Source organism: Arthrobacter sp. Z4-13 (assembly GCF_054792705.1).
The window spans coordinates 972,967-984,971 of the sequence record NZ_CP096459.1; the positions used below are offsets into that span (position 1 = coordinate 972,967).

The 12,005-nt window shown below is 66.6% G+C and carries 11 protein-coding genes; 5 read left to right on the forward strand and 6 right to left on the reverse strand.

The window, feature by feature from the left end:
- Positions 1–63 precede the first annotated feature (63 nt).
- Positions 64–1,173 (forward strand): glycosyltransferase, encoded by a 1,110-nt coding sequence (locus M1E07_RS06400; RefSeq protein ID WP_461189421.1) that lies wholly within the window; start codon positions 64–66, stop codon positions 1,171–1,173.
- A gap of 25 nt (positions 1,174–1,198) precedes the next feature.
- Here M1E07_RS06400 and M1E07_RS06405 read toward each other — a convergent pair whose 3' ends face one another.
- Complete coding sequence (locus M1E07_RS06405; RefSeq protein ID WP_461189422.1) at positions 1,199–2,617, reverse strand: aminotransferase-like domain-containing protein; 1,419 nt, start codon at positions 2,615–2,617, stop codon at positions 1,199–1,201.
- A 58-nt stretch (positions 2,618–2,675) separates the two neighbouring features.
- On the opposite strand from M1E07_RS06405, the gene M1E07_RS06410 reads away from it, so the two are divergent.
- Together M1E07_RS06410 and M1E07_RS06415 are read left to right on the forward strand one after the other, a co-directional pair.
- Positions 2,676–3,572 (forward strand): DMT family transporter, encoded by an 897-nt coding sequence (locus M1E07_RS06410; RefSeq protein WP_461189423.1) that lies wholly within the window; start codon positions 2,676–2,678, stop codon positions 3,570–3,572.
- Positions 3,573–3,587: 15 nt separating this feature from the next.
- Positions 3,588–4,211 (forward strand): FMN-binding negative transcriptional regulator, encoded by a 624-nt coding sequence (locus tag M1E07_RS06415; protein WP_461189424.1) that lies wholly within the window; start codon positions 3,588–3,590, stop codon positions 4,209–4,211.
- A 3-nt stretch (positions 4,212–4,214) separates the two neighbouring features.
- On the opposite strand, the gene M1E07_RS06420 is transcribed toward M1E07_RS06415, so the two are convergent.
- On the reverse strand, positions 4,215–4,766 hold the full coding sequence (locus tag M1E07_RS06420; protein WP_461189425.1) for a dihydrofolate reductase family protein: 552 nt from the start codon (positions 4,764–4,766) through the stop codon (positions 4,215–4,217).
- A 234-nt stretch (positions 4,767–5,000) separates the two neighbouring features.
- Here M1E07_RS06420 and M1E07_RS06425 point away from each other — a divergent pair, with 234 nt between their 5' ends.
- Positions 5,001–5,468 (forward strand): hypothetical protein, encoded by a 468-nt coding sequence (locus M1E07_RS06425; protein WP_461189426.1) that lies wholly within the window; start codon positions 5,001–5,003, stop codon positions 5,466–5,468.
- Positions 5,469–5,494: 26 nt separating this feature from the next.
- On the opposite strand, the gene M1E07_RS06430 is transcribed toward M1E07_RS06425, so the two are convergent.
- Both M1E07_RS06430 and M1E07_RS06435 read right to left on the reverse strand, forming a co-directional pair.
- Complete coding sequence (locus M1E07_RS06430; protein ID WP_461190340.1) at positions 5,495–7,588, reverse strand: putative bifunctional diguanylate cyclase/phosphodiesterase; 2,094 nt, start codon at positions 7,586–7,588, stop codon at positions 5,495–5,497.
- Positions 7,589–7,819: 231 nt separating this feature from the next.
- Positions 7,820–8,089: a GlsB/YeaQ/YmgE family stress response membrane protein gene (locus tag M1E07_RS06435; RefSeq protein ID WP_461189427.1), complete on the reverse strand. Its 270-nt coding sequence runs from the start codon at positions 8,087–8,089 to the stop codon at positions 7,820–7,822.
- A 235-nt stretch (positions 8,090–8,324) separates the two neighbouring features.
- Between M1E07_RS06435 and M1E07_RS06440 the strand changes: the two genes are divergently transcribed.
- On the forward strand, positions 8,325–9,191 hold the full coding sequence (locus M1E07_RS06440) for an HAD hydrolase family protein (protein WP_461189428.1): 867 nt from the start codon (positions 8,325–8,327) through the stop codon (positions 9,189–9,191).
- Positions 9,192–9,243: 52 nt separating this feature from the next.
- On the opposite strand, the gene M1E07_RS06445 is transcribed toward M1E07_RS06440, so the two are convergent.
- Positions 9,244–10,623 carry a UDP-glucose dehydrogenase family protein gene (locus M1E07_RS06445; RefSeq protein ID WP_461189429.1) on the reverse strand — a complete coding sequence of 460 codons (1,380 nt, stop codon included), beginning with the start codon at positions 10,621–10,623 and terminating at the stop codon, positions 9,244–9,246.
- Positions 10,620–11,849: a glycosyltransferase family 4 protein gene (locus M1E07_RS06450; RefSeq protein ID WP_461189430.1), complete on the reverse strand. Its 1,230-nt coding sequence runs from the start codon at positions 11,847–11,849 to the stop codon at positions 10,620–10,622. Before M1E07_RS06450 ends, M1E07_RS06445 begins: the two co-directional genes overlap by 4 nt.
- Positions 11,850–12,005: the final 156 nt, after the last annotated feature.

Below are 12,005 nucleotides of genomic sequence, written 5' to 3' on the forward strand. Positions count from 1 at the left end.
GGCGCCGGAGGGCTACACTTCTGCCCACCAGTTCCGTAGCGTCGCAGAGGGCAGGAGCATGCAGTGCCTAACTTCCTCTTCGCAACCCTCGACGCCGGCGGCAACTTGCCGCCCGCCGTCGGCATTGCCCGCGAACTGGTACGCCTTGGTCACCGGGTCCGTTTTCTGGGGCAACCCCGGCAAGCTGCTGCGATCACGGCAACAGGAGCCGAGTTTCAGGCGTACAACCATGCGCTACAGATGGATCCAACAGAGCATATGCCTGCATTGCGTGAAATCGCGGTGATGCTGTCCGTTTTTGTGAGCGCCGGGGTTGCCCAGGACGTCGTGGAAGAAGCCCGGAAGGAACCTACGGACGTGGTGGTTGTGGACTGCCTGCTGCTGGGAGCCGTGCATGCCGCCGTCAAGGCCGGTTTCCGCACTGTGCCACTGGTGCACAGCTTCTACGCTTTTTTTAATGGCCCGTTCCGGCGGAGTCCCCTCACGGCTGCGCTGGCCATGCGTGGCTTGGGCCCGGGCAAGGTGTTGGGACACAGCCACCGGATACTGGTGGCGGCGGATCGGCAGCTTGACCCGGCCGGCGGGCTGAACGGGCACGGGAAGGTGGTCTGGTCCGGCGCGGTGGTGGGCGTCGACAGGCCGGCGAAGGCGCCTGCGCCCGGTACCACGCCACGCGTCCTGGTCAGCCTGTCCACCACAGCCTTCAACGGGCAGGAGACGTTCCTGCAGAAAGCCCTTAACGCGTTAGCCGATCTTCCGGTAGAGGTGATCCTGACCACCGGGCCTGCTATTGATCCGGCGTCGATACAGGCACCGGAGAACGTAACTGTCCACGGGTACCTTCCGCACAAGGACGTGATGCCTGACTGTGCCGCCGTGCTCGGACATGGCGGGCACGCGACCACGATGCTCGCCCTGGCGCACGGACTGCCCCTGGTGATCGCCCCGATGCATCCGCTGCTTGATCAGCGGATGGTGGGCAAGGTGGTGGAGGATGCCGGAGCCGGACTGCTGATCAAACCTTCAGCCTCCGCAGCTGAGATTGTCAGTGCCGTCAATAGCATTGTGAATGTGCCGGCCTTCGGTACGGCCGCGTCTGCTGTGGGGCAGCGCCTCCGGGAGGGAGACGGGGCCCGCACGGGCGCGAGGCTGCTGGCAGAAATGGCCGGCTGATTGCGTATCTTCATTGCATCCTGCGTCAGCCATGAGCGCCGTTCCGGGACAGCGCCGCCCCGATAATCCGGGCGCCCTCGGGGAAGGCTCCCGGGTTGGGGCCCGAGTAGTTGAGCCTCACGAACGGGCCGGCAGGTTCGGCGGGAAACCACTCGGTTCCGGCGGCGATGATGACTCCGGCATCCTCGCAGTCCCGGGCCAGCCAGGCCAGGTCCGTCCCGTCCGGCATCCTGAGCCACAGGTTCAGCCCGCCCTTTGGCAGTTGTTCGATATGGGCCTGGGGGACGTGCTCGCGGATGCTGGTGACCAGCAGGTCCCGGCGCGACTGCAGCTGCTGGCGGAGGCTCCGCAAATGGGTCTGCCACCCCGGTTGGGTCACCACGTCCAAAGCCGCGGCCTGCAGAAGGCCGCTGACATACATCGACTCTGCGGCCCGGTGGGCAAGGATGCGTTCACGGGCCGGGCCGCGCGAAATGACAGCGGCGATGCGAATGGCGGTGGAGACACTTTTGGTCAGCGACCGGATGTAGATGACGTGCCCGGAGTCGTCCTGGGTTGCCACCGGCACAGGATCCGAGGTGATGCCGAAATCATGCGCCCAGTCGTCCTCGATCAGGAACGCGCCGTGCCGCCGGGCCACGTCCAGCACCTCCTCGCCGCGGCCAGGTGCCCACTGCGCCCCGGTGGGGTTGGCATAGTTGGGCTGGGCGTAGAAGACCCTGGCCCCCGTCTCCTGGAACGCCCGGTCCAGTTCTGCAGGCTCCGGACCATCGGGGCCGCTGGGCACCGGAACCACCCGCACACCCGTCTGCGCTGCAGCAAGGATGGCACCCCAATAGCTGGGTGACTCCATCAGCAGCGGCTGCCCGCTGCCCACCAGCGCTCGGAAAATTGAGCTGAGTCCGCTTTGGCTCCCCGGCAGGATGATGACGTCACTCGGCGTCGGGGGAGTGACGCCCGCGGGGGTGGCGGAGCCGAGTTCCTGGGCGAACCATGACTGCAATTCCGGCATCCCGGCAGCAGGCGGACGCGACAGCGCAGCGTCCCCCCGGGCGGCGCGGGCCAGGGCACCGCGCACCAGGCGCTCCGGCAGCAGTTCCCGGTCCGGGTAACCGGAGTGGAACCAGATGGCATCGTGGCGAACATTGCGCATGGTGCTGGACGCTGAAGGGAGCGGGGACTGCGGGGACCGCAGCGCCGCCGTCTGCCAGCCATAGTCAGAGGGGCGGGCAGTGCGCACCGCCCGCACAAAGGTGCCGACGCCGGGACGGCTTTCGATCAGCCCCTGCGCCGCCAAGGTCTGCAACGCCTTCTGCACCGTCACCGGGCTGGCTTGGTACTCTGCCACCAAAGACCGCGTGGACGGCAGCCTGGAGCCCGGGGACGTCCCGGAAATCCACTTCTTCAGTGCCAAGACGATCCGGGAACTGCTATCGTTGTTCATGAGAGACAATAGTAGCGCTACTACTCTGGAGCGCCCGCCGATATCCTCACCGCGGACCATGGGAATCTGGTGGGGGCTCCTGGGAGTAGCAGCGTTTTCCTTCACCGTTCCCTTTACCCGCGTGGCAGTGGCCGGCCTTTCCCCGCTCTTCATCGGTTCCGGCAGGGCTGTCATCGCCGGCGTCCTCGCCGCCGCGGCCCTGCTCCTCACCCGGCAGCGGCTTCCATCGGCCCGCATGTGGGCGAGGCTGGCACTCGTGGCGGCCGGCGTCGTCGTCGGCTTTCCGCTACTGACGTCCTACGCGCTCACCGCGGTTCCAGCCGGGCATGGAGCCGTGGTGATCGCCCTCCTGCCGGCCGCAACCGCAACGGCCGTGGTGCTCCGCACTCGTGAGCGTGCGACAGTCCCATTCTGGGCCGTGCTGGTGCTCGGGTCCCTGGCCGCCATGACCTTCGCAGTCCTGCAGTCCGGCGGGTTCCGGCACGTCCACTGGGCGGACCTGCTGCTGCTGGGCGCTGTCGCTGCCGCTGCCGTCGGTTATGCCGAGGGCGGCCTGCTCGCCCGGGAACTTGGCTCCTGGCAGACCATCGCCTGGGCGCTGGTCCTGGCCCTGCCGCTGATGCTGGTGCTCTCGGCACTCGCCATCGCCGTCCAGCCGCCGTCGGCTACTCCTGTTCAGTGGGCCGCCTTCGCCTACCTTGCCGTGGTGAGCATGTTCCTCGGCTTTTTCGCCTGGTACCGCGGCCTTGCCATCGGACCCATCGCCCAGGTCAGCCAGATCCAACTCGTCCAGCCCGTCCTGAGCATCTGCTGGGCCGCGCTCCTCCTCGGTGAAACCCTCACCTGGGCCACCGCCATAGGTGGCCTCGCCGTGGTGGCGTGCGCAGGAGCCGCGGTCCGGGTGAGGCTCAGCCGCCCTGCCTTGCCAGTTCCTGACACCTCCCGCTCCAATTAGAAAAAGGATCACACCATGTACGTCCCAGCCCACTTTGCCGCAGACCCTGAAGCGCTCCAGCAACTCCTGGCCCGTCCGGGCGCAGCCAACCTGGTCACGGCCACGGATGGGGGCCTGCTGGCCACGCTGCTTCCCTTCGTGTACGAGCCGTCGGTGGGGGAGCGCGGCGCACTCCATGCCCATCTCGCCCGGAACAACCCGCAGTGGACCAGTGCGCCCACCGGCGAGGCGCTGGCCATCATCCAAGGCCCGGACGCGTACATCTCGCCCTCCTGGTACCCGTCCAAAGCTGAGCACGGCAGGGTGGTGCCCACCTGGAACTACACCACGGCGCACGTTTACGGGGAACTAAGGATCCATGACGACGCCGGGTGGCTGGCTCGTCATGTCCGCCGCCTGACAGATTTGCACGAAGCAAAGAATAGGCAGCCCTGGACGGTGGAGGACGCGCCGGAGCGCTTTATCGCGGGGCAGCTGCGGGCCATCGTCGGCGTGGAGCTTGTAATTGGCCGAATCGAAGCGAAGGAAAAGCTGAGCCAGAACCGCTCGGCTGCCGACGCGGAGGGTGTCGTTGCGGGCCTCCGCGCCGCAGGGCAGGAAGCCAGCGCCGCTGCCGTCGAGCGGGTGCGCCGGGGCTGAGCCTTACTCTTCCCGCTGTCCGTAAACGCTGACCACGTTGCCCTTGCTGGTCCGGTACTGGTCCTGCAGGACAAGCCGCGTAGTTGGGTCGCCGTCCTCGAAGAGGCGGCGGCCGCTGCCGGCGACCACTGGGTGGGTCATCAGCGTGAGGGAATCAAGCAGCCCTGCGAACAGCAGCTGCCGCGTCACCGAGATGCTGCCGCACACGGCGATTTCGCCGCCGTCGCGCTCCCTCAGCTTGGCCACGAACTCCTCCAGCGGGGAGTCCATCAGCTGCGAGTTTTGCCATTCCAGCGGTTCTTTCAGCGTCCGGGAAGCCACGAACTTTTCCACCGGGTTGATGAAGGCCGCGAAGTCCTCGTCCGCGGAGGCAGTGGGCCAGTAACCCGCCCACTCCTGATAGCTCACCCGCCCCAGGACCACAGTGTCCACAGTTTCCATCATCCGCGTCAGGCCAACACCGAGCTCGTCATCGAAGCTGTCGAACTGGAACTTGTAGGGATCGGACACCACGCCGTCCACGGAGTGGAACAGGCCGGCGGTGACTTTGCGCATGGGAACCTCCAGAATGGCACCATCGGTGCGGGCAAGCCGGCTCCAGGCGGCCGGTCAGGTCCACCGTATTAGCTGCGTCGGTGGCAGGGAAGAGGGCCGCGGTCGGGGCTCTGTGGCGGCCGGACGTTAGGTTCGTCACCACTCCCTGCGTGTTGCCGGAATTCGCGGCCCCGCAGGGCCATACTGGTCTGGAGCGGCTGTTGCCGCGCGCCCCGGCCAGGCAGGAGGAAGTGCATGGAAACCCTGAAAAAAATCGTGTCCAACCAGTATTTCCCGGCCGCCGCGGTGCTCACCGCAGTGGTCCTTTTCTGGGCCGTGGGACTTTTTGGCGGTTTGTCCCTCCTGCACAACAACCAGCCCCCGCTGACCACCCTGACGTGGATGCTTTTCGTCTATGGAGCAGCAGTACTCACCCCGCTGGCCGGCGCTCTGGCCGCCGTCGACCTTCTCCGCCGCTGGAAGCGGAACCGCGCCGCCCAGGAAGCCGGCGCCACGGCAGAGGTCGAAGCCATGGAAGAAGCCCCGGCAGCAGAAGCAGCTCAGGCTGAGCCGGTACCCGAAACAGAACGTGCCGGTACCGCCCCGGTTGTCCGCCCGTCGTCGGCCGAACAGCCGGAACCCACGCCGTCGTCCGTCCAGCGGCCCGCATCCGATGCTCCGAAGAAGAGCGTCAAGCAGGCCGGAGGCAAGCAGGCCGCGTAGCGCGGTCCTTCGGCTGACGCTCCTCCTTACCGGCCCTTGAGGGCATTGAGGGCTTCCTCCGCGTGCTGCAGGGCGTACTCCAGCCGCTCACCGGGCTCCGGGAGCGAGAACAGGTACCCCTGCAGCGAGTCGCACTCCAGGGCGGCCAGGTAATCAGCCTGTGCAGCCGTTTCCACGCCTTCGGCCGTCACCGTCAGCCCCAGGCTGTGGGCCATGTTGATCATCGAGCTGAGGATGGGCAGCCGCTCGGCGCCCGTGCGGACCATCGAGACGAACGTCTTGTCGATCTTCACTGTGTCCACGGGCAGGTCCTGCAGCCGTCCCAACGAGGAATAGCCGGTGCCGAAGTCATCCAAAGCAACCCGGGCTCCCGCTTCCCGCAGGGTGCTGAGCTGCTTGATCAGGCTGCAGTCGGCGTCGAAAAAAACACTCTCGGTCACCTCCAGCACCAGCTGGTAGGCCGCCACTTTGCAGGCTTCGGCAAGGCGGAGGACCTGCTCGGCGAAATCCGGTTCCTGCAGCTGGACGCCGGAAATGTTCACGGACAGCGAGCGGGACGGGTCCTCACTGAGCCATGGCGCCAGCTGCACCATGCCGAGGGCCATTACCTCTGCCCCGATCTCGCTGATCAGCCCGGTGCGTTCAGCCAGCGGGATAAATATCGACGGCGGGACGCGCTCGCCGTCCCTGTCCCACCGCGCCAGCGCCTCGAACTTAACAACCTGGCCCATGCGGTGCGAGACAATCGGCTGGAGGGCCACCGAGATTTCGCCACGCGCCACAGCCAGTTGGAGCCCGCTTTCCATGTCCGTGCGCTGCACCAGGGCTGCCATCATGTCCGGGTGGAACCTCAGCGAGCGGTTCTTGCCGGCGGCCTTGGCTGCATACATGGCGATGTCCGCCTGCCGAAGCAGCTCGGAGGCCCCCACTTTTTCCTGGCCCAGGGACGCGAGCCCCAGGCTGAGGCTTGGCCGGAGCACAGTGCCGTTGATGGTCATGGGCACATGCAGGCAGTGGACGATGCAGGCGGCAATGGCATCCACGTCCGGACAGGCCGTCAGCAGCACCACGAATTCATCGCCTCCGAGCCTGGCCACCACGTCCGCGTTGGGCACGCAGCCGCGCAGCCGGCGTGCCACCTCAATTAGCATGTCGTCGCCGGCCTGGTGCCCCAGGATGTCGTTGACTTCCTTGAAATCGTCCAGGTCCAGCAGGAGGACGTCCACTGCTTTCAGCCGCGGCTCGGTGACTGCTTCTGCCAATCCGTCGTTGAAGACGGCCCTGTTGGCCAGCCCGGTCAGCGAATCCTGGAAGGCCATGATGCGCAGTTTCTCCGCCTGGGCGGCGAGGTCGAGCATCGCCTGGTGCGCCTGCTCCTGCGCCTTGCGGCGCGGAGTTACATCCCGGAAGCTCCACACCCGGCCAACGATTTTTTCGCCCACACGTTGCGGGCGTGAATACCGCTCGAAGGTGCGGCCGTCCTTAAAGTCCAGCACGTCGTGGCTTTCCGCCGCCGGGTTGTCCTCCAACTCGCTGATCCGGCCCGTGAAGGCAACTGGATCAACCAACTGGGCAACAACAATCCGCATGACCGGTTCCCCGCTGTCACCTTCAAGGAGTTTCGGCGGGATGTTCCACATGGTGAGGAATTGATCGTTGAACCCGGCCACGCGTCCCTCGGTACTCATGACCAGAATGCCGTCGGCGGTGGACTCCAGGGTGGCGGTCAGCAGCGACATCGCCTCGCGCAGGTCGTCGTCAGCGGCCTTCCGGTGCGAGGTGCCGCGGACGGACAACAGGAGGGCCGTTTGGGTGCCCGGGTGGTTGTTTGGGCCAGGATCCGGGAACAGCGATGCAGCCACCTCCGCGGAAAACTCCGTTCCGTTGCTGTGCACGCCGTAAATTTCCCGGGGCTGCGGGTGTCCTTCGGGCTGCGCCAGGAGCTGCCGGAAAAGCAGGTCCACCTCGTCGCGGAAGCCTTCCGCAAGCAGTGCCTGATGGTTCCGGCCCGCCAATTCTTCCCGGCTTGCCCCGAAGAGCCGCTCGGCGGCGGCGTTGGCCATGGTGATGGTGCCGTCCGGCGCCAGTGCGAGGAGTGCGTCGGGGCTGGCGTCCAGCATCGAGTCAAGCGCCCGCGCGGCAAAGCTGTTGCTGTGGCTCTGAAAGCTCGCCAAGTTACCACCCCCTCGCACATCATAAAGTGCCGTAGCCGGAAATAGGCGGGTTCGGCGGAGACAGTTTTCCCCAAGCGGTTGTAATGCCGCAGACCCTGCCGGTGGAAGCGCACGCGAAAGCGCCGCCCTCCGCATGCGGAGAACGGCGCCTGGCCCTTACGAAATTTTGTTCGGCGGCTACACGCGGCGGTGGCTGCGGTTGGTGACTGCCCCGTAAACAAGCAGTACGATAATTGCCCCCAGAATTGCCAGGAGCCAGGTGCGGATATCGAAGAATTCAGCCAGCCCGCCACCGAAAACCAGCGAGCCGATCCAGCCGCCCAGAATGGCGCCAACGACGCCGAGGACCATGGTGATCACCCAGCCTCCGCCCTGACGGCCCGGCAGGATGGCCTTTGCTATAGCTCCAGCGATCAGGCCCAAAATGAGAAATCCGAGAATACCCATGTTGTCACTCCTTAATCAGTTAAGTTGTGCCGGGCCCCCATTTCCGGTTCCATAATTCAAGCAGTGTGCTTACTACACTTCAAGACTTTATTTATCACGGGATGACTGTCAGTTTGGGCCGCGTGAAAAGCCGGCTCAGGCACAGCTGTGGAGGTGACAGCAACCGCAGGAGGCCCGGCGGGGGAACGCTCTTCGATAGAGTTGACTGTCCCGCCACCTACCTAGGAGCTCCGGCATGTCCAGCCAGCAGACCCTCCGGCCACGCGCCGTCTTCCTCGATATCGACGGGACCTACGCGGACCACGGGCTGGCACCTGACGCCCATGTCGAAGCCGTGCGGGCAGCCCGCCGCATGGGCCACCTCGTCTTCGTCTGCACCGGCCGTCCCCTGTCCATGGTCCCCGGCCACATCCTCGAAGCAGGGTTCGACGGCGTCATCACCGGTGCCGGCGCCCGGGTGGAACTCGGGGGAAAGATCCTTAAGGACACTCGCTTTGAACCGGACCTGGCCGCCCGCATCGTGGAAACGCTGGACGCCCATGGCGCCGCCTACATTCTCGAGGCACCCGAGGCGCTTTATGGCCGTACTGGCGTGGACCAGCGACTGAGGACGGTGCTGGGTCCCGTCTTCGCCGGCCGCGCCCGGCACGACGGAGTCCTCAGTACGGACGTTGATCCGCTGGAGGACATTCTGGGCCCAATGCAGTACAGCGATGACCTGCGCGGTGCCTCCTACGCGAAGATCTCCTGCTTCGATTCGCCGGTGCCGTTGACGGAACTGATGGATGCTTTTGGCCCGGAGGTGGGGCTGATCCCCAGTTCCCTGTCAGCGCTGGGTGACCGGGCCGGGGAGATCTTTATGGCCGGGACGCACAAGGCAGTGGGCATCCAGGTGGTGGAGGCCCACCTTGGCCTGGACCGGTCGGAAATCATCGCCATCGGCGACAGCGCCAACGACATCGAAATGCTCGAGTACGCGGGCATCGGGATCGCCGTCGAGGGCGGGCACCCGGCTGTGCTGGCGGTGGCTGACCGGCTCACCGCCGGACCTGACGGGAACGGGGTGGCGCTCGCCTTCGCCGAGCTTGGACTTTTGAACTAGGCCGCAGCCCGGGAGGGGCTGAGCCCGCCTCCTGAAACTACGCCTGCTGAAACTACGCCTGCTGGACGGCCGTTTCCACAGGCTGAAGATTTGAACTTCCTGTCCCGAGGCCGCGCACCGCCCAGCCTTGCGCCTGCCATGCCGCAGTGTCCAGCGCGTTCCGCGCGTCCAGGACCACCCGCCGTCGTACCAGCCCGCCCGCTACGACCGGTGAAAAGTGGCGGTACTCGTCCCATTCGGTGAGGAGCAACACCAGCTCGGCGCCCTCGAGCGCCCGCTTGGTGGAAGCCTCAAACCGGAGGCGGGGGTAGCGCCGCCAGGCGTGGTTGACCGCTTTGGGATCGGTGACGGTCACGTGCGCACCGGCAGCGGCCAGGCGGTCGGCAACGTCAAGGGCGGGGGAGTCCCGGATGTCGTCCGTGTCTGGCTTGAATGACGCCCCCAGCACGGTGAGGGAGCGCCCTGCCAGGCTGCCGCCGCAGAGCTCCGCGGCAAGGCTGACGGTCCGCTCTCGCTGGCTCAGGTTCACGGTATCCACCAGCCGCATCCAGTGGTCCACGGCAGCGACGCCGAGGGTTGAGGCCTGGGACCGCAAGCTGCGGATGTCCTTCGGCAGGCAGCCGCCGCCGAAACCGAGCCCGGCGTGCAGGTACCGTCCGCCGATCCGCGGGTCCATGCCCATCGCCTCGCTCAGTTCCGACACGTCCGCACCAGATGCGTCACAGAGCTCGGCCATGGCGTTGATGAAGCTGACTTTGGTGGCCAGGTACGCGTTCGCCGCTGACTTGATGAGCTCTGCGGTGGCGAAGTTGCACACCAGGCGGGGTATCCCGGCCGCGAGCAGCGGTTCGTACACGGCGTCCAGGGCGGCTGTCACGCCGCGCGGCGCCCCGGTCCGGACGTTGAATGCAGCGGCCCGGCCGCCGTCCACGCCGTAGACCAGCCGGTCCGGCACCAGGGAGTCCTTCACCGCGGTGCCCTGCCGGAGGAACTCAGGATTCCAGCCCAGCAGCACGTCCGGCCGCGCGGCCAGCATGCCGCGCAGCATGTCCACCGTGCCCACCGGCACCGTGGATTTTCCGACGACGACGGCGCCCGCCGCCAGGTGCGGCAGCAGCGCCTCCGCGGCGGAGACCAGGTAGGTGAGGTCGGCGGCGTCGGACGTTTTGTGCTGCGGCGTTCCCACGCACAGGAAGTGCACCTGCGCGCCCTTGGCCGCAGCCCCCGCGGTGGAGAAGGTGAGCCTGCCGGTGGCCAGCCCGTCCTGGAGCAGTTCGTCCAGCCCGGGTTCGTGGAAAGGGGCCACGCCGCGTGCCAGCTGCGCCACTTTCCCGGGGTCGACGTCGATGCCCACCACTGTGCGGCCCATGGATGCGAGCGTGGCAGCGTGCACCGCGCCAAGGTAGCCGCAGCCGATTACGGAAATTTTCATGATCCCCACCCGCGCCCTAACCTCGCAGGGCCACCCCGGCTCCCTGCCCTCGCAAGCTCGGGCTGGGGCCCTCGCCGGGGCGGCTTCACGGCCAGGGAACCCGGCGGGCGTGGGCCCAGGGCCATCGCCTGTTCGTAGTGGCGGACCAGCTGTCCGCAGAGCACCGGCCACGTCTTGTCCTGCACCGACGCGTGTGCCGTTGCGGCGAACGCGCGGCGCTTGGCGTCGTCGCCCACCAGATCCACCACGTGGGCGCGCATGCCGGAGAGGTCACCGGGCTCGTAAAGCCAGCCAGTCCGGGAGTTCTCCACCAGGTCCAGGGGTCCGCCGCGGCCCGTGGCCACCACCGGCACACCCGATGCCATGGCCTCCTGGATGGTCTGGCAGAACGTTTCGAGCTCGCCGGGATGGACGAACAGGTCAAAGGACGCCACAGCGCGTGCCAGTTCTTCACCACCCAGGAACCCGGTGAAAAGTGCGTCCGGCAAGGCTTCTTCCAGTGCGGCCCGCTGGGGTCCGTCGCCCACAACTACCAGCCTGCTGTTGGAGATTCCGGCCAGGGCAGCCAGGTCCTCCACCTGCTTCTCCACGGCCAGCCTCCCTACATAACCGATGATCCGCTCACCGCCGGGGGCCACGGAAGCCCGCCAGCCGTCGTCGCGCTTCTCCGGCGAAAACCGTGCCGTGTCCACGCCCCTCCGCCACATTTCCACCCTTGGGATGCCACGGCCGCGCAACTGGTTCAGCGCGAACGTCGAAGGCACCAGGGTGCGGGTGGCGAGCAGGTGGATGTTCTCCACCCGGTTCCAAGCCCAGTTCTCCAGGAACGGCACACCGTACCTTGCCGCGTAGCCGGGAACCTCGGTCTGGTAGATGGCCACGGTGGGGATGCCCAGCTGGTGCGCGGCCTGTGCCGCCCGCCAGCCGAGGACGAACGGTGAAGCCAGGTGGACGACGTCCGGTGCGTACTCGGCAAGGATTCGCTTGACCCGGTACACACCGCCCATCGCCACCCTGACGTTCGCATAGCCGGCAAGCGGCACCGCAGGCAGCCTGTGGATCTCGGCGCCCCTGACGCGGTCCGCCGCCTCCCCGTCCAGCGTGGAGGGCGCGATGACCAGGACGTCGTCGCCCCGGTCCTCAAGGTGCTCCAGCACGCGCAGGATGGAATGCGTGACGCCGTTCATCAGCGGCAGGAATGATTCAGCAACTATTGCGATCCTCACCCCTCCACCGTGGGCGGGCGGCATTGCCGCGCGGGGGACCGGACGTGACGGAGGGGGAAAGGTTTGGGAAACAACAGGACTGCCGCCGGCGCTGTTTGAACACGGATCAATCACAAATGCTCCGGCGGCGGCGAATGCTATTGACCCTGCCGTTTA

Coding starts and splice junctions, on each gene's coding strand:
- M1E07_RS06405 (WP_461189422.1), bottom strand. CDS start 2,617: ATGAACAACGATAGCAGTTCCCGGATCGTCTTGGCACTGAAGAAGTGG.
- M1E07_RS06410 (WP_461189423.1), top strand. CDS start 2,676: ATGGGAATCTGGTGGGGGCTCCTGGGAGTAGCAGCGTTTTCCTTCACC.
- M1E07_RS06415 (WP_461189424.1), top strand. CDS start 3,588: ATGTACGTCCCAGCCCACTTTGCCGCAGACCCTGAAGCGCTCCAGCAA.
- M1E07_RS06420 (WP_461189425.1), bottom strand. CDS start 4,766: ATGCGCAAAGTCACCGCCGGCCTGTTCCACTCCGTGGACGGCGTGGTG.
- M1E07_RS06425 (WP_461189426.1), top strand. CDS start 5,001: ATGGAAACCCTGAAAAAAATCGTGTCCAACCAGTATTTCCCGGCCGCC.
- M1E07_RS06430 (WP_461190340.1), bottom strand. CDS start 7,588: ATGCTGGACGCCAGCCCCGACGCACTCCTCGCACTGGCGCCGGACGGC.
- M1E07_RS06435 (WP_461189427.1), bottom strand. CDS start 8,089: ATGGGTATTCTCGGATTTCTCATTTTGGGCCTGATCGCTGGAGCTATA.
- M1E07_RS06440 (WP_461189428.1), top strand. CDS start 8,325: ATGTCCAGCCAGCAGACCCTCCGGCCACGCGCCGTCTTCCTCGATATC.
- M1E07_RS06445 (WP_461189429.1), bottom strand. CDS start 10,623: ATGAAAATTTCCGTAATCGGCTGCGGCTACCTTGGCGCGGTGCACGCT.